The organism is Algoriphagus sp. Y33, assembly GCF_014838715.1.
In the GTDB taxonomy this organism is placed as follows: domain Bacteria; phylum Bacteroidota; class Bacteroidia; order Cytophagales; family Cyclobacteriaceae; genus Algoriphagus.
Map to the genome: position 1 here is coordinate 216,583 of NZ_CP061947.1, position 16,650 is coordinate 233,232.

Genomic DNA, 16,650 nt, shown 5'->3' on the forward strand with positions numbered 1-16,650 from the left:
GCTAAGCTAAAATGAAAAAGATATTAATTTACTTACTCATGCTGAATGCGCTTGTTGGATGTTCTGATGATATTCTGGATGTGCAACCGCAGGATAGAGTGTCTGAAGATGCTGTCTGGGGGGATGAAAATCTAATAAGAGCATATCACACGTCCCTTTATAATGGAATTCTTCATGGATTTAAGATTCATATGCTTTCCAAGGCTACAGATGAAGCCTATTGTGCGATCAACTGGGACATTGGAATTATCCCTACCGGCACTCTAAGAGCTGATAATGTGGGTGGCGTGGCAGATACCCATTGGACCGGTGGAGGAGGATTGTATTATTGGAATACCGGATATCAATACATCAGGAGGATCAATATATTTCTGGATAAAATGGCCGATCCGGAAATTCAGGTGGCAGAGAAGGAAAAACTGGTGGCAGAAGCACACTTCTTACGTGCATACATCCACTTTTTACTTATGGAAAGATTCGGGGATGTACCCATCGTGACCCAAAGTTATGAGCTTGGTGCTGATCATACCTTCGTCAGAAGCACACTAGAAGAGTGTGTAGCCTTTATTGAAAGTGAACTCACTAGCGCAATTCCTGACTTAGAGACACGTTATGCTGCTTCAGATGCCAATTTTGGGAGAGCTACCCGGCATGCTGCGCAAGCTTTGCTTTCCCGTGTGCTGTTGTATGCTGCTTCCCCACTTTTCAATGAGTCGGGTGATCAGGGTAAATGGCAAAAGGCGGCTGATGCAGCAGAGGCATTGCTCGACGCCGGCTATGAGCTGCACCCTGATTATACCAGTCTTTTCAATCAACCTACAGGAACAGCAAACAATGAGTTGATATTTGTAAGGCCATTTTCTTCTAGCCCGGGCAGTTTTCATTCTGCGCCCATGGATAATCTTAACAGACGTTACGGCGCCTATGGCGGTTGGTGGGCGAGCAATGGACCATCCCAAAATCTGGTCGACGATTATGATATGATCAACGGTGAGCCGGCTTTTATCTATCCTAACGGCGAGAAGACGATTAATCCTGCCTCTGGATACAATCCTCAAGATCCTTATGCAAATAGAGATCCTCGTTTTGATGCGACTGTTATCCATGACGGTTCTACTTATCATGGAGATACTTTTGAAATGTGGGTAGCTCCGGATGGAGAGTCATGGGGCTTTGACTCCTATAGACAAAGTGGTGATAATCCAAGATCAAATTATGTTCTTAAAAAGTTTATGCCGGATGAAAGTGTTCCTTTAAGCTGGCAACAGCCATACACCAATCCATGGATTATATTCCGTTTGGGTGAAATTTACCTGAACTACGCTGAAGCAAAATTTGAATTGGGAGATGAAGCTACCTGTAGGGAATATCTTTCTAAAGTAAGAGCAAGGGTAAATATGCCTCCGATTCCTGATTCGGTCACCGGCGAGGAGTTAAGAAGAAGATTATATAATGAACGCAGAATTGAGCTGGCGTTTGAGGAGCATCGCTATTGGGATGTAAGGCGATGGAGAATAGCTGAATCGGTTGAGAATGAACCAATATATGGTATGGATATTATCAGAAATCCGACAACAGGGGATAAAACCTATTCTCGCATTCAGCTTCTTGCACGACAATTTGAAGAGAAGATGTATTTATTGCCCATCGACCAAAATGAAGTTTTGAGAAATGAGGGAATAGAACAAAACCCTGGGTATTAAGTAACCCAATTTCACCGGTGGCCAGACAGATTCGGTCACCGGTGCTACTCTATAAATTTGACTATCTTACCTATCAGTTGCATGACTTTGAAAGCATACTAAGTCTGTGGCTGATTTATTTTGATCAAAACGACAATTAATGAACAAGTTTTTTACAATTCTATTTATATCCCTGACTAGTATAGGATATGCACAAAATGATCTGAAGCTGTGGTATAAGCAACCTGCCGGGGAAGTCTGGACAGATGCGTTGCCCATAGGAAATGGAAGACTTGGTGCGATGGTCTATGGAAACGTGGATCAGGAGATCATCCGGCTAAATGAGCATACCGTGTGGTCAGGGGGGCCAAACAGAAATGACAATCCTGATGCATTGGATGCTTTGCCGGAAATCCGAAAACTCATTTTTGAAGGCAAGCAAAAAGAAGCTGAGTTACTCGCTGCCAAAACCATACAAAGCAAGAAATCCCACGGGCAAAAGTTTCAGCCTGTAGGAAATCTGCTCATTGACTTTTCAGGTCATACTGACTTCACGGATTATCGAAGGGAACTTGATATAGAGCAGGCTATTTCCAAAGTGAGCTATGTAGTAGATGGGGTCACCTACACCAGAGAGGCGATTGCTTCTCTTGCTGATCAGGTCATTGCTGTTCGACTGACAGCAAGTGAGCCGGGAAAAATTTCGTTCAGTTCCTCCCTGACCACTCCACAGCCCAATGCCACAATCAGCAATAACGGAGACAAGAATCTGATACTGACCGGAACCACTACAGACCATGAAGGAGTGACCGGACAGGTCAAATTCACAGCATTGGCCCAGATCAAGACCAAAGGAGGAGCAATAGCTGCTGAAGGCAATGCACTGGTGGTAAGCGGTGCCGATGAAGCAACTATTTATATTTCTATTGCCACCAATTTCAACAATTACAAGGACCTGAGTGGAGACGATGCTGCCCGTGCAGAAGCCTTTTTGGAACAAGGATCTGCCCATTCATTTCCTGAGCTGTTGAAGACCCATTTGACAGAATACCAAAACTATTTCAATAGGGTAAGTTTAGATTTGGGAAACTCGGAAGCTGACCAACTTCCTACGGATGTCCGGTTAAAGAATTTCAGAACCGGCAATGATCCTCAGCTGGTTACCCTTTACTACCAGTATGGACGATACTTATTGATATCTTCATCTCAGCCTGGAGGACAGCCTGCCAATCTACAGGGAATCTGGAATCATGAAATGTCTCCTCCATGGGACAGCAAGTATACCATCAACATCAATGCGCAGATGAATTATTGGCCTGCGGAAAAAGCGAATCTGGCAGAACTCCATGAGCCATTTTTGAAGATGGTTGGCGAAATGGCGGAGGCGGGAGAAGAAACTGCCAAAGTCATGTATGGTGCCCGCGGCTGGATGGCTCACCACAATACGGATATATGGAGAATCACCGGACCTGTGGATGCGATATTCTGGGGAATTTGGAGTGGAGGAGGAGCCTGGACCAGCCAGCATCTCTGGGAACATTTTCTCTATTCCGGAGACATGGATTACCTAGAGTCAATCTACCCGGTATTAAAGGGAGCGGCGACCTTCTATGTGGATTTCCTTGTAGAGCATCCGAACAATAAGTGGTTGGTGGTGAACCCCGGAACATCACCTGAAAATGCACCCCAAGCCCATGGCGGATCTTCTTTGGACGCAGGGACTACCATGGACAATCAATTGGTATTCGATGCGTTCAGCACGGTGATCCATGCGGCAAAATTACTGGATATAAAAGACGCATTTACGGATACACTGCGAATGATGCGTGATCGCTTACCTCCGATGCATATCGGAAAACACGGACAGCTTCAGGAGTGGTTGGAAGATATTGATGATCCGAATGATCACCATCGCCACATTTCACACTTGTATGGTTTGTTTCCTTCCAATCAGATTTCTCCGTACAGAACTCCTGAATTGGCATTTGCGTCAGAAAACACATTAATCCAGCGCGGTGATGTGTCCACGGGATGGAGCATGGGCTGGAAGGTCAATTGGTGGGCAAGGATGCTGGACGGAAACCATGCCTACAAATTGATTCAGAACCAACTGTCTCCGGTGGGAACAAATCAGGGCGGAGGGGGATCTTACAATAACCTCTTTGATGCGCATCCACCGTTCCAGATTGATGGAAATTTCGGCTGTACTTCCGGAATCACCGAAATGCTGGTACAGAGTGCCAATGGAGAAATCCATCTGCTTCCGGCTTTACCGGATGTTTGGGCAGGGGGAAGTATTACAGGAATCCGTGCCAGAGGTGGTTTTGAGATAGTAGAGCTCAAATGGAAAGATGGGGAAATTGAGAAAGTAGTGATTAAATCAACTATTGGTGGAAATCTTAGACTGCGTGCACCGAATGGACTGAGAGCTGCCGACGGTGAGACACCTCAAGTCGCAAAAGGTGAAAATCCAAACCAGTTCTACTTTATTCCCGAGACTTCCGAACCTATCGTATCCGATGAGGCGGCAATACAACTTCCAGAGCTCAGAGAAACGGTTTTGTATGATCTTTCTACCTCAGCAGGAGAACTTATCACGTTACAGGGAAACTAGGATGGGGGAATTGCAGATTTTATTAACACATGAATAACTTCAGTTCATTAGGTTTTAGATTAATCATGGGGTTGCTGGTATGGAGCATTGCGTCTTTTCCACCTTTCAACCCGAAGTTATTGGCTCAGGAAAAAAGAGTTTCCAAGGCATTGATAGTTGATGGCTTTAGCAATCACGATTGGAAGCAAACTTCTGCGGTCATAAAATGGCTATTGGAAGGGAGTGGAAGATTTGACGTAGAAGTATCCACCGTTCCTTTAGACAGCACAGAGCGAAAATTATGGGACCCTGATTTCGGAGGGTATGATGTGGTGATCCAGAATACCAACAATATTCATGACCTGGGATTGAATTGGCCGACCCCTGCACAAGAAAAACTGGAGGAATATGTGAAAAACGGTGGGGGGCTGTACATCCTTCATTCTGCAAACAATGCATTTCCACAATGGAGTGAGTATGACAAAATGATTGGCCTTGGATGGAGAGCAGCCGAAATGGGTGTAGCTCTGGAAGTGGATTCTCTGATGAATTTGGTGAGGTATGAACGCGGTGAAGGAAAAGGAACAAGTCATGGTGATCGTTTTGATGCGCTCATTCAGGTAATGAATACCCATCCGATTAATCAGGGATACCCGAGCTCATGGAAAACGGCAAATACAGAAGTGTATAGCTTTCCAAGAGGGAATGCAGAAAATATTACGGTGCTGTCCTGTGCCTATGACAGCACGGATACCAAAAGAATTTGGCCGGTAGAATGGGTGGTAGCCTACGGCAAAGGAAAAGTATACAATTCAAGTATGGGACACCTTTGGCATGGGGAAACCTATCCTGAGGCGTATCGGTGTGCCGGTTTCCAAACCACCGTGATCAGAGCAGCGGAATGGTTGGCTACCGGTCAAGTAACCTATTCCATACCTGCTGATTTTCCCAATGGGGAAAATACCAGTTTAAGACCAATCGAAGATTTTACCACAATTGATTATGACTAACTATCGAAGAACGTATGATGAACTGGCCCCAGCTCATCTAATATGGCTTGAATTGCCTATCTTTTCTCTAAGGATAGCTATTTACGCAGGTAGCTTTCTTTTTCCGGTTTTTTTTGATGGACAGACTGTACATGCTTAATGGGTTTTTGCCCGTTAATTGATTGGCTATCCAAAACTTTATCAGAACAATAACCTATAAACCTATATGAACCGCTCAAAAAACCTATTATTCCTATTATTTCTTTTTTGGGGGCATCTCCATGCCCAGCAACTGGAAAAAGAAGCTCCGGCGGGCTTTGATCAACCCAGAGAGGGGATTTCCCATGGGAAAATCGATACCATCACTTATGCCTCAGAGACTGTGGGGAATGAGCGTAAAGCCCTGATCTATACTCCTCCGGGGTATTCCAAGAAACAAAAGTACCCGGTACTTTACCTGCTCCATGGTATCGGTGGAGATGAGAGAGAATGGCTGAACGGCGGTCATCCGTATGTGATATTAGACAATTTGTATGCGGATGGGAAGCTGGAGCCCATGATTGTGGTGATGCCAAATGGGCGGGCTATGAAAGATGACCGTGCCGGGGGAAATATCATGGAACCGGAGAAGGTACAAGCCTTTTCGACCTTCGAGCAGGATTTGCTGAATGATTTGATTCCTTTTATAGAGAAAGAGTATCCAGTGCTTACCGATCGGGAATATCGGGCGATCGCAGGATTGTCAATGGGCGGTGGACAATCGCTGAATTTTGGTTTGGGCAACCTTGATAAATTTGCTTGGGTAGGCGGATTTTCTTCTGCGCCGAATACCAGAGTGCCACAGGAGTTGATTCCTGATCCGGAAAAGGCGAAAGAACTGCTGAACCTGCTTTGGATCTCTTGTGGAGATGCGGATGGATTGCTGGGGTTTAGCTCCCGGACACATAAATATCTGGTAGAAAATGATGTTCCGCATATTTATTATCTGGAAACCGGGGGACATGATTTCAAGGTTTGGAAAAACGGCTTGTACATGTATTCCCAACTCCTGTTTAAACCCGTAGACCAATCCAAATTCAACCAATACAGTCCTCTGGGAACACCTGCTGCTACCAACATACGATCAGCAAAGTATCCCCAAATCTTCCCTGATCACCGGGCTGAATTTAGATTAAAAGCTCCGGAGGCAGAAAAGTTGCAATTGGATCTGGGCAAGAAATACGATATGGTGAAAAATGAAGAGGGAGTTTGGGAGGTTACCACAGATCCTCTAAGCGAGGGCTTTCATTATTACTCTTTCATAATTGATGGAGTGGCGGTAGCGGATCCGTCAAGTGATACTTTTTATGGCATGGGACGGATGGCCAGTGGGATTGAAGTGCCATCCAAAGGGGATGGTTACTATGAGCTCAAAGATGTCCCGCATGGTGAGGTGAGGAGAGTACGCTACTTCTCCAAAGTACTAAGAACCTGGAGACAGTTCTTTATCTACACACCTCCGGGGTACGATTCCAATACCATGGAGGAATATCCGGCCCTGTATATTTATCATGGCGGGGGAGAGGATGAGACCGGCTGGGCAAACCAAGGCAAAACTGATTTGATTTTGGATAATCTGATTGCGGAAGGTAAAGCCAAACCTATGCTTGTGGTGATGCCTGATGGGAATATGTCCGCAAGTGCTTTTACTGAAAATGGCCTGAAACAATTTGAGGCTGAATTAAAATCAAGCCTGATTCCGTACATCGAAGAAAACTATAGAGTAAAATCCGGAACGGAAAACCGCGCTTTGGCAGGTCTTTCCATGGGCGGGATTCAGACTTTATATGCAGGGGTGTACAACACTGATCTATTCTCCTATCTTGGAGTATTCAGTTCCGGATGGATAGCCTCAAGACTACCTGAAATTGCAGATACACAATATGCTTTTATGAAAGACAATGCGGACAAAATCAATTCAGACCTTACCATGTTCTGGATTGCTATGGGAGGCAAAGAAGATATTGCTTACGAAAATTGTCAAATCATGATGCGAAAATTCGATGAGATGAATATTGACTACACCTACTCAGAATATCCCGGAGGGCATACCTGGCCCGTATGGAGAAATAATTTATATAACTTTTCCCAAAAATTGTTTTAGACTTTCTGTAAGTCTAAATATTTTAGAATCAACATGTTCGGTTACGATAAACCCTCCCAAAGTTGAAACATGTTAAAATAAGAACAAAATAATAGTATGGATTTACACTTATCTAATAAGATCGTGTTAGTAGTAGGCGGAGCCGGTAAAAAGGGCAGCATTGGCGAAATTATCGTACGGCATATTGTATCGGAAGGAGCGATACCTGTAATCATCGATAGGAATAGCCGGGGATATGCGGTTCAGAAAGAACTTCAAAATAGCGGAGTTGATGCACTTTTTATTGAGGCGGATGTCACCGATCCGGATACCTGCAAAACTGCTGTGGAAGCCGTTATTTCGAAATATAACCGAATTGATATTCTCATCAACAATGTAGGTATTAATGACGGGACAAGTCTGGAAAGTTCTTATCAAGAGTTTATGGATTCCATACGGCTTAATCTTGCGAGTTACTTCTTGATGACAAAATTAGCACTCCCGAAATTGAAAGAGTCTAAAGGGAATATTATCAATATCGGATCCAAGGTGGCTCTTACAGGGCAGGGGGGCACATCAGGCTATGCTGCCGCCAAGGGAGGAGTTCTGGCACTTACCAGAGAGTGGGCGGTGGATTTGATTGGGTTTGGGATTCGGGTAAATGCTGTTGTCATTGCAGAAAGCGAAACACCTGCTTACCAAGACTGGCTGGATACTTTTCCCGATCCGCAGGGAGTAAAGGAGCAGATCGTCTCGAAAATTCCTTTAGGCAAAAGAATGACGAGCCCGGAAGAAATAGCCAACTCCGTGTTATTCCTTGCCTCGGACTGCTCATCCCATACCACAGGTCAGTTTGTTTTTATAGACGGTGGCTATGTCCATTTGGACAGAAAGCTTGTCCACGATGAGGTTAGAGTCATCAATGGAGTAGCCGAAAAGTAACTGATCTCAGCATTGCTTTTTTGAAGAAAAGCAAACTGATTGCCTACAAATCACTTTGCCCTTCGAGAATCATTAAAAACACAACTAAAATAATAAGTATAATCTGATGAAATCACTGATATTAAAAGAGCCCGGTAAGTGGGAGATAAAGGAAACAACGGTAGAGGGGGATTTACAGGAGGATGAGGTACTTCTTAAAGTCCATAGGATTGGCATTTGCGGAACGGACATGCATGCATTTCGGGGCAAACAACCATTTTTCTCCTATCCAAGAATATTGGGACATGAGCTTGGACTGGAAGTTATTGAAATTGGCAGCAAGGTATCCCAGGTGAAAGTAGGGGATAAATGTGCCCTTGAGCCCTATTTTAATTTCAAAGAAGATCAGGCCGTGAAACTGGGTAAAACAAACTGCGGAGAATTTATTTCTGTGTTCGGAGTGCATCAGGATGGAGGTATGCGCGAGTTTATCAAAGTGCCTGCCCGGTATCTCCATACCTCAACAAAACTTACCTACGATCAATTGGCTCTGATTGAACCGTTGGGAATAGGGTTTCATGCGGTGAGCAGGGCGTCTATCCAGCCTGAAGACAAGGTCTTGGTGATAGGAGCCGGTCCCATAGGTTTGGCTACCATGCAATTCGCCACGATCAGGAATGCTAAAGTAGTAGCTTTGGATATCAATGAAGATAGACTTCAGTTCTGTTTGCAGAATTTGGATCTTGTAGGCACTGTAAATGCCACCTCCGATACTGTGAAGGAACAACTTAGGGAGCTTTTTGATGGGGATTTGCCTACAGTGGTAATGGATGCTACCGGAAATGAGTACTCTATGAAAAACACGTTGGACTATGTGGCTTTCGGTGGAAGAATTGTTTTTATCGGACTTTACCAAGGCGATTTTACATTTTTTGATCCCCTGTTTCACAGAAAGGAAATCACGCTTCTTGCCAGCAGAAACGCATTGGGAGCAGACTTCGAAGAGATTATTTCCTTGATGGAAGCAGGCAAGGTTGCTACCGACCACTGGATTTCACATCGTGTGCCTTTTGGGGAGTTGCCAATGCGTTTTGAATCACTGCTCCAGCCTGAATCAAAGGTGATCAAAGCTATAGTGGAGTTGTAACCATTTTGTATTAATTGTAGGACTGTTAAGTTGATATTGTCAAATAGAAACGTCTTTAAGCGTTTACTTCTAGAAAATAAAGTAACTGTTAATAACCTATAAACCTATGGAATGGACATTCGAAAATAGTATTACAACTGAGGAAGAACTCCGCGAAATAATGGGACATCCCAGCGAGATAGTGACCCGGAAAACGATAGATTATATCGTTGGTCACTGCAAGAGTTTTATTGAAAAATCACCCTTCATTACCATCGCAACAGCTGACTTGAATGGTAATTTTGATGTTTCTCCAAAAGGTGATCCGGCAGGATTCGTGAAAATACTAAGTGATAAAGTCCTTGCGATCCCGGATAGGCCCGGAAACCGTAAAGCAGATACATTAACCAACATCATTCAAAACCCAAATTTAGGGTTGATTTTCTTGATTCCGGGAATTAAAGAAACCCTGAGAGTGAACGGGGAAGCCAAAATAGTAACTGATGAAAGGGTTTTGGACCTATTGTCTTGTCAGGGGAAAAACCTTCATTTGCAATAATTGTGGAGGTAAAAGAGGTATTTATGCATTGTGCTAAATGCATTATCAGATCCAACCTCTGGATGAACATTGATGACACTCAAGAACGTGCTGTTCCATCCTTGGCCACTGCCTTGGTGGATCATGGAAAACTTGATATCACCTACCAAGAATTGGATGATATGATTAGAGATGATGAAAAAACCAATCTGTATTGATATTGAATACAGTGACGGTAGTTGCTTTTTTTTAACCTATTAACTTGTAATATCCTGTCAACTAAACTAGAATTAATGAAGGGCCTTTTATCATGTATGATTTTCCTGTGTATAGCGGGATTCACCTTTGGTCAAACCGAAGAAAGACAAAGGCCTGAAGAATGGAAGGGGTTGGTGAAAGGCGGAAAGTTTATGGATCTGTTTCTGCCGATTCCCCCGATAGGAAATTTGACTTCCGACACATGGGGCACGGAAGGCGTACTGCCAAGGTATACTGACAACGGTATAGAGGATGGTGAGTGGTCTTATTGGGGAGGTAAAATCATACCGGGAGAGGATGGAAAATATCATATGTATGTATGCCGATGGAGAGAGGATACTCCAAAAGGGCATTGGGAATGGCCCAATTCCATTGTGGTACATGCGGTTTCGGACTCACAGATGGGGCCGTTCAGAGTTGTGGGTGAAATCGGAAAAGGCCATAATCCGGAAATCTTTAAAACTGAATCGGGAGAATATGTTATTTATGTCATTGATGGGTATTACCGTTCCGCATCCTTAAACGGGCCATGGGAATACGGACAATTTGATTTTGACCCAAGAGATAGGCCCATTATTGAAGGATTGTCCAACCTGACCTTTGCCAAAAGGGAAGATGGTTCTTATTTGATGGTCTGCCGTGGAGGTGGGGTTTGGTTCAGCAAGGATGGCTTGGACACCTATAATCAGGTGTCGAATAGTAGGATTTATCCTCCGGTAGATGGGCGGTTTGAAGATCCTGTAGTATGGAAAGACAATGTCCAATACCACTTAATCGTCAATGATTGGCTAGGCAGAATAGCATTTTACCTGAGATCAAAGGACGGTGTCCATTGGAAAACTGATCCCGGTGAGGCTTATATGCCCGGGATTGCAAAATACGAAGACGGAACCGTGGAAGACTGGTTTAAGTATGAGCGGATCAAGATTTTTCAGGATGACCTGGGCAGGGCAACTCAGGCCAATTTTGCCGTGATCGATACGCTGAAGGCTGAGGATAAGTCAAATGACAGGCACAGTTCCAAAAACATCGGGATACCATTGAAAGTAGGGATGCAGCTAGAGGTGCTGAATAAAAAAGCCATCACCTTCAGCACCAAGCAGATAAAAGTTTTAATAAAAGCAGAAAAGGGATTTGATCCCATTACTGAGTTGGACTTTACTAGTCTGAGGTTTGGAGCATCGGAGGAAGTGAATTTCGGCAGGGGAGCTGTAGTTACTGACTTCCGAGCTAAGGGTTCGGATGTAGAGGTGGTTTTCAGCGGGGTAGGAAACGGTTTTACCAAAGATAACTTCGCCGGAAAACTTTTAGGAAAGGATCTGAGCGGTAAACCGGTTTTTGGCTTTTCCAGACTGCCGGGGGTAGAGTATACTACTGCCATTCTATCCGCCGGAAAGCCGGAATTATTTTTATCTTCGGGCGATATCATCACCCGCGTGGAGAATTTCGGACAGGTTAAATCCAAAAATGCCAAGTTGGCCTTGCAGCTGATCAAAAACGGAGAAACTCTGCTTAGCCAGACCGTTAAACTTCCGGACTTGCAGCCTTTTCAATCTGCCGAAAGTAAGTTTAAGATTCCGGCCAACTCTGCTGAAATTGTTCCCGGTGAAGAATTGAGCTTTGTGCTAACTGTTTTCTCAACTGACGGAGAGGAGGTTTTCAGTGGGGTATTGGAAGCATTGAAAAATACCAATGACAACAATTCGGTCGGATATGCTGAAATAGATGAGATTAGGCAGTAAGTGGATTCTAAAGTCATTGGATGGGGAATCCCGGCTTCTTATATGACCGTATGGATTGGAGTTACTGACTTTTGAGTTTGTTTTCAGTAGTTATGCATTATTTTGGTTTTCTTGGCCAACGCCCTCATCTATAGCGTCACGTTCAGGATGCTATAGATACGTGCCTTGACAATCTTGTGTCAATCTGAAAGGAAGCGAAATGACATTTTTTGGTTAAAACTACCCAGAGACTTTTTTGATTCTATCTGAACCTAAACAATACTTAATTCTATGGTATAAATACATACCTATACCTTATTGAACACATAACGTACCTCCCCCAAAGCGTGTTATTGGGATCTTTATGCAAAAGTCTATCGGCTATTATGAAGCCAATGCCTTTTCAGCCCAATGCTCAGACGGATTAGTACATAGCTAACCTGTTAATAATCAATTTGTCGGATTCCCAAACTGAGAATTTGACAGGAAACAGTGTGTAAAGGGTTGACTGAGATGCTTGGAATATCTGCTAAATCTCTTGGTGCTTAATAATAACCTATGACTTTTCATTTTATATTTATCATTGTCCTCTAGTCAGCTAAGTATGAATAAGTGGTTAGTCCATGTTTTAGGTATTATATTACTGGTTCATTTTTTTTCCGGTTGGGCAATAGGGCAGCCGCATTATCAATTTCAACATCTCACGACCGATGAAGGGCTTTCCAATAGCAATGTCAGCGCTGTTTTGAAGGATAGCTATGGTTTTTTGTGGATCGGCATGGAATCCGGGCTAAGCCGCTATGATGGTTATGGGTTTAAAAACTATACTGCTGAACCCGGTGCGCCCAATACAAGCTCATTCAATAATATTTGGGGATTGCAGGAAGACGGACTGGGGTATATCTGGATCAGTAGCTTTTCTTTCATGGTGTACAACCGTAGCAAGGATAATTTCATTACAGATGTCCCCGGGTTTTTGAGGGAGATGGGCATACTTGTAGACCAAAATTACCAAGTGTATGTAGACAAAAAAAAGCATGTGTGGGTGATGGATGGGCTGAGGATGCACCATTACAATACAGATACAAGAATGGTGAATGTCTTCAATTTGAACGTGCAGCTAGATGACGTGGCTTCCGTCCGCTTGAGTGACGATGGAGAATATTTGTATGGTGTTTTAAAACCGGGAATGCTATGGCAAATGCATAAGCAGACGGGGACTCAGAAACTGCATAGGCTAGAAGATATAGAGCACCCCGAACTATACAATAAAGTGTATGCAGATAGTCGCGGTGGCTTATGGCTCTTTTCCGGTAAATCCGGTCTGGTATATTATCGGGATAACCCAAATGCCGGTTGGATGAAATTATTGATGAGTTCAAATGGCAAGGGGGTTAGCAACAGGGTTTTGAATATTCTGGATGATGAAAGCGGTCATATATGGATAGGAACTGATCATAACGGATTGTTTATATATGATAGAGCCAGCGGAAGCCTTACCAATCTACTGGAGGATCAAGGAAATAAAACATCGATTTCATCCAATAATGTGGTGTGCCTTTACCGGGATGATAGGGGAATAATATGGATAGGGCATAATAAAAAAGGCATGTCATATTATCACAACAGTTTTAATAACATCGTAAGTGCTGACTATCCCGAATGCAGGGATGTCAGTGCGATTCTGGAGGATAGGAATGGTAATATTTGGTTGGGTACAGATGGCGATGGATTATTCTTAAAAGAAAATATCGATGATGGGAAAATCAAGAAGCTCCCTATAGGCAACAGCACAGCTATTGTTTCTTTATTGGAAGACCGTAAAGGACGGATCTGGATCGGAACATATCTGGAAGGGCTTATCTGTTATGAAAATGGGGAGTTTAGGCGTTACACCACCGGGAACAGTGGACTGGCTTCAAATAACATTTGGAACTTGAAGGAAGACAGGTACGGAAATCTGTGGGTCGGAACTTTGGAGGGAGGGATTCAATATCTCCGCAATGGTAATGATAAAGTGGGATTGGATTCTCTTGAAACCGTCTGTGAGTGGGTGAAGCATCCGCTTGATATGTATTATGACGGTGGGGATAAGCTATACGTCGGAACTGTCTTTGGACTCAATGTGGTGGACATCGCCACCGGCAGCTGTACTGTTCTTGTGGGGAATTCCAGGGGCACCCAGGATTTCAGTCAAATGCTAATATCCAATGTCCATAAAGCTGAAAATGGTAATATTTGGCTAGGACACCCAATCGGTGTTACCCTTTGGGATGTGAAGAAGGATACGCTTTATTTCATTAATGAGAACAATGGTCTTACCGATAATATCGTACGCGGCATCATTGAAGATGATAACCATAACATTTGGGTGACCACAAGCAATGGTCTTTCTGTCCTTTCCACAGAACGTGACAGTCAGGATTTCCTGAGGATTAGTAGCAGAAATTTTTCAACCAAAGACGGGTTCAAAAACAACTATTTCAACAATCGGTCTATATATAAGCTCCGCAACCGTGATATTCTTGTAGGCGGCACAGAAGGATTTACTATTGTCAATCCAAATAAAATAGTGGAAAAAAACCAACCGCCTGCCAAAGTGGGTTTTACGGGTTTGAGTGTAGGGAATAATAGTATTAAAGTGGATTCCCTGTACAATGGGAATACATTGCTGAAGCGCCCTATGGAACAAACAGACTCACTGACGTTTCATCATAGTGATAGGATGATTGTATTACATTTCACTACGGGCGATTTGCTGCATGCGGATAAGGTAAGGTACTCCTATAGACTGGATGGGTTTAGTCAGGAATGGATTACTATACAGGAAAACAAGGTCACGTTCTCTTCGTTGCTTCCCGGCATTTATAAGCTCTATGTCAAGGCTAGTAACAGTGACGGGGTTTGGAATGATGTTCCCACGGTTTTAAGTATTACGGTTACCCCTCCTTTCTATTTATCACGATGGGCAATTGCCTTGTATGTGATTCTGTCTATAAGCCTTATTTGGTATGTGATCTACCGTACCCGAAACCATCAACGCAGCAGACTTGAGCAGCAAAAGGTGCAATTGGAACGGGAACAGGAGGTTAATCTCAATGAAATGAAACTGAAGTTTTTCACCAATGTCAGTCATGATTTGCGGACTCCTCTGACGCTCATCACCACACCGTTGCAGGCAATTCTCGAAGGAGATCTCGAAGAAGGGCTACGACAAAAACTGAATATAATCAACAAGAATGCAGGGCATTTATTGAGACTGATAAATTCTTTATTGGATTTTCGCAAGTTGGATGCTAAGGCTGAATCTTTGAATTTGAGACAGGGGGATTTCATTGGGTTTATAAGAAATGTGTGTTTACCCTTTCATAATTATGCCATTGACCGACAGATGAGCTTTGTATTCACCTGCGAAATGGAATGCCTTCTGATGGAGTTTGATTCGGCAAAGGTTCAAAAGATTATGTTCAACCTGCTTTCCAACGCCTTTAAGTTCACCCAGAGTGGAGAATCAGTTGGAGTGCATGTTTACGGGGAGGGTGATTTTGTGTCAGTAAGCGTGTCAGACTCAGGACAAGGAGTTGCGGATAAGGATAAGACATATATTTTTGAGCGGTTTTATCAGGCTTCCCAAGCACAGGATAATTTGGGCAGTGGAATCGGCCTTCATATTGTGAGCGAATATGTTCATATGCATGGAGGAGCCGTTTCAGTGAAAGACAATGAGCCCCGGGGATCTGTATTCACTTTCAGACTGCCTATAATCGAAATCGGCGAGGTAGAAGGATTGGAATCTGAAGATGAATCAGACGATGAATTTGCTGAGAAAATTGATGGACAGGTTTTACCTTCTAAGCCCGTGTTACTTTTTGTTGATGACAATTTAGACCTCTGTGAGTTTATGGCAGGTAGTCTGTCGGATGAATTTACCGTTATACTGGCCAATAACGGGCAAGAGGCAGTAGAACAACTTGAAATGAATGATGTTCGCGTGGTAGTAAGTGATGTCATGATGCCTGTGATGACAGGAATAGAACTTTGCCATCAAATAAAAACAAATATACATTGGTCTCATATCCCTGTTATCCTGTTGACCGCCCGGACAGCCGAAGAATACCAAATCGAGGGATTGGAAATGGGAGCGGATGATTACCTGACCAAACCATTCAATTTTAATCTTTTAAAATTGCGGATTCGTAAATTTTTGGAATGGACCGAATTGAGCCATATCACATTCAGTCAGAAAATGGACGTTTCTCCCAGCGAAATAACCATCACCTCTCTGGATCAAAAACTGATCGAAAAAGCTATTAAAGTGGTGGAAGAACATATCAGTGAGCCGGAGTTTTCGGTGGAGGACCTTGGAAGCGAAGTAGGGTTGAGTAGAAGTCATTTATATAAGAAATTGATGAACATTACAGGAAAAGGGCCGGCAGAGTTTATCCGTACCATCCGCCTTAAAAGAGGCAGGCAACTGCTGGAACAAAACCAGATGCAAATAGCGGAAGTTGCCTACACTGTTGGCTTCAATTCACCTAAAAGGTTTACCATCAATTTCAAAAACGAATTCGGTATTCTGCCCTCAGATTATGTGCGTAGTATAAAGTAACCTGATACGAAAATAAAACACCGAGTTAAGCTGCTCCACTTCGTGGGATCATTTTTAGGCCCTGGGGACTGTGTCAGCAAGTCAGATTAGA

General features: G+C 43.5%; 10 protein-coding genes. All 10 read left to right on the forward strand.

What is annotated here, in order from left to right:
- Positions 1–11 precede the first annotated feature (11 nt).
- The 10 genes from ID165_RS00895 to ID165_RS00935 all read left to right on the forward strand — a co-directional run bounded on the left by ID165_RS00895 (position 12) and on the right by ID165_RS00935 (position 16,559).
- Positions 12–1,703 (forward strand): RagB/SusD family nutrient uptake outer membrane protein, encoded by a 1,692-nt coding sequence (locus ID165_RS00895; RefSeq protein WP_192348533.1) that lies wholly within the window; start codon positions 12–14, stop codon positions 1,701–1,703.
- Positions 1,704–1,842: 139 nt separating this feature from the next.
- A complete protein-coding gene (locus ID165_RS00900) occupies positions 1,843–4,296 on the forward strand; it encodes a glycoside hydrolase N-terminal domain-containing protein (protein WP_192348534.1) in 2,454 nt (817 codons plus the stop codon).
- 29 nt (positions 4,297–4,325) lie between these two features.
- A complete protein-coding gene (locus ID165_RS00905) occupies positions 4,326–5,285 on the forward strand; it encodes a ThuA domain-containing protein (RefSeq protein WP_192348535.1) in 960 nt (319 codons plus the stop codon).
- A 205-nt stretch (positions 5,286–5,490) separates the two neighbouring features.
- A complete protein-coding gene (locus tag ID165_RS00910; RefSeq protein WP_192348536.1) occupies positions 5,491–7,407 on the forward strand; it encodes an esterase family protein in 1,917 nt (638 codons plus the stop codon).
- A 96-nt stretch (positions 7,408–7,503) separates the two neighbouring features.
- Positions 7,504–8,328, forward strand: a complete 825-nt coding sequence (locus ID165_RS00915) for an SDR family oxidoreductase (protein WP_192348537.1) — start codon at positions 7,504–7,506, stop codon at positions 8,326–8,328.
- A 106-nt stretch (positions 8,329–8,434) separates the two neighbouring features.
- Positions 8,435–9,454: a zinc-binding alcohol dehydrogenase family protein gene (locus tag ID165_RS00920; RefSeq protein ID WP_192348538.1), complete on the forward strand. Its 1,020-nt coding sequence runs from the start codon at positions 8,435–8,437 to the stop codon at positions 9,452–9,454.
- Between the two features lie 106 nt (positions 9,455–9,560).
- Complete coding sequence (locus ID165_RS00925) at positions 9,561–9,992, forward strand: pyridoxamine 5'-phosphate oxidase family protein (protein WP_192348539.1); 432 nt, start codon at positions 9,561–9,563, stop codon at positions 9,990–9,992.
- Between the two features lie 62 nt (positions 9,993–10,054).
- Positions 10,055–10,189: a hypothetical protein gene (locus ID165_RS26840; RefSeq protein WP_255505113.1), complete on the forward strand. Its 135-nt coding sequence runs from the start codon at positions 10,055–10,057 to the stop codon at positions 10,187–10,189.
- Positions 10,190–10,264: 75 nt separating this feature from the next.
- Positions 10,265–11,971, forward strand: a complete 1,707-nt coding sequence (locus ID165_RS00930; RefSeq protein ID WP_225586927.1) for a glycoside hydrolase family protein — start codon at positions 10,265–10,267, stop codon at positions 11,969–11,971.
- Between the two features lie 583 nt (positions 11,972–12,554).
- Positions 12,555–16,559 carry a hybrid sensor histidine kinase/response regulator transcription factor gene (locus ID165_RS00935; RefSeq protein ID WP_192348540.1) on the forward strand — a complete coding sequence of 1,335 codons (4,005 nt, stop codon included), beginning with the start codon at positions 12,555–12,557 and terminating at the stop codon, positions 16,557–16,559.
- Positions 16,560–16,650 lie beyond the last annotated feature (91 nt).

Coding starts and splice junctions, on each gene's coding strand:
- ID165_RS00900 (WP_192348534.1), top strand. CDS start 1,843: ATGAACAAGTTTTTTACAATTCTATTTATATCCCTGACTAGTATAGGA.
- ID165_RS00935 (WP_192348540.1), top strand. CDS start 12,555: ATGAATAAGTGGTTAGTCCATGTTTTAGGTATTATATTACTGGTTCAT.
- ID165_RS00930 (WP_225586927.1), top strand. CDS start 10,265: ATGAAGGGCCTTTTATCATGTATGATTTTCCTGTGTATAGCGGGATTC.
- ID165_RS00915 (WP_192348537.1), top strand. CDS start 7,504: ATGGATTTACACTTATCTAATAAGATCGTGTTAGTAGTAGGCGGAGCC.
- ID165_RS26840 (WP_255505113.1), top strand. CDS start 10,055: ATGAACATTGATGACACTCAAGAACGTGCTGTTCCATCCTTGGCCACT.
- ID165_RS00920 (WP_192348538.1), top strand. CDS start 8,435: ATGAAATCACTGATATTAAAAGAGCCCGGTAAGTGGGAGATAAAGGAA.
- ID165_RS00895 (WP_192348533.1), top strand. CDS start 12: ATGAAAAAGATATTAATTTACTTACTCATGCTGAATGCGCTTGTTGGA.
- ID165_RS00905 (WP_192348535.1), top strand. CDS start 4,326: ATGAATAACTTCAGTTCATTAGGTTTTAGATTAATCATGGGGTTGCTG.
- ID165_RS00925 (WP_192348539.1), top strand. CDS start 9,561: ATGGAATGGACATTCGAAAATAGTATTACAACTGAGGAAGAACTCCGC.
- ID165_RS00910 (WP_192348536.1), top strand. CDS start 5,491: ATGAACCGCTCAAAAAACCTATTATTCCTATTATTTCTTTTTTGGGGG.